The sequence below is a fragment of the Legionella lytica genome (assembly GCF_044626755.1).
In the GTDB taxonomy this organism is placed as follows: Bacteria; Pseudomonadota; Gammaproteobacteria; order Legionellales; family Legionellaceae; genus Legionella; species Legionella lytica_A.
This window is the reverse complement of sequence record NZ_JBGORX010000038.1, coordinates 1-308: the sequence shown is the minus strand read 5'-3', so window position 1 is coordinate 308 and position 308 is coordinate 1. Positions and strand designations below refer to the sequence as shown.

The window sequence follows — 308 nt, the reverse complement described above, 5'->3', positions numbered from 1 at the left end:
ATGCGACTTTAGCGCAAGCCTTTACTTATCAAGCCATTGCTCCGACGTTGGCTAGCATTACCCCTAATAGTGATTCAGTTGTGGGGGGAGCAACGATTACGGTGAGTGGTAATGGATTTGTCAGCGGAACTACCTTAACCATTGGTGGTATTGCTGCAACTAATATTCAGATTACAAACGACAGCACGTTAACGGCTACAGTTCCCGCCTATGTTAGTGGTTCCCTAATTAAAGATGTAGTGGTGAATAATGGCGCGGGCAGTGCGACGCTAACTGCGGGCTTTACGTACATTGAGAATGCGCCTAGC

Annotated in this window: 1 protein-coding gene; it reads left to right on the top strand. The window is 47.4% G+C overall.

Features of this window, described 5'->3' with window-relative positions; genetic code table 11:
* Window positions 1-308, top strand: a 308-nt coding sequence (locus ACD661_RS17060) for an IPT/TIG domain-containing protein (RefSeq protein WP_400189016.1), incomplete at both ends; no start/stop codon positions are given.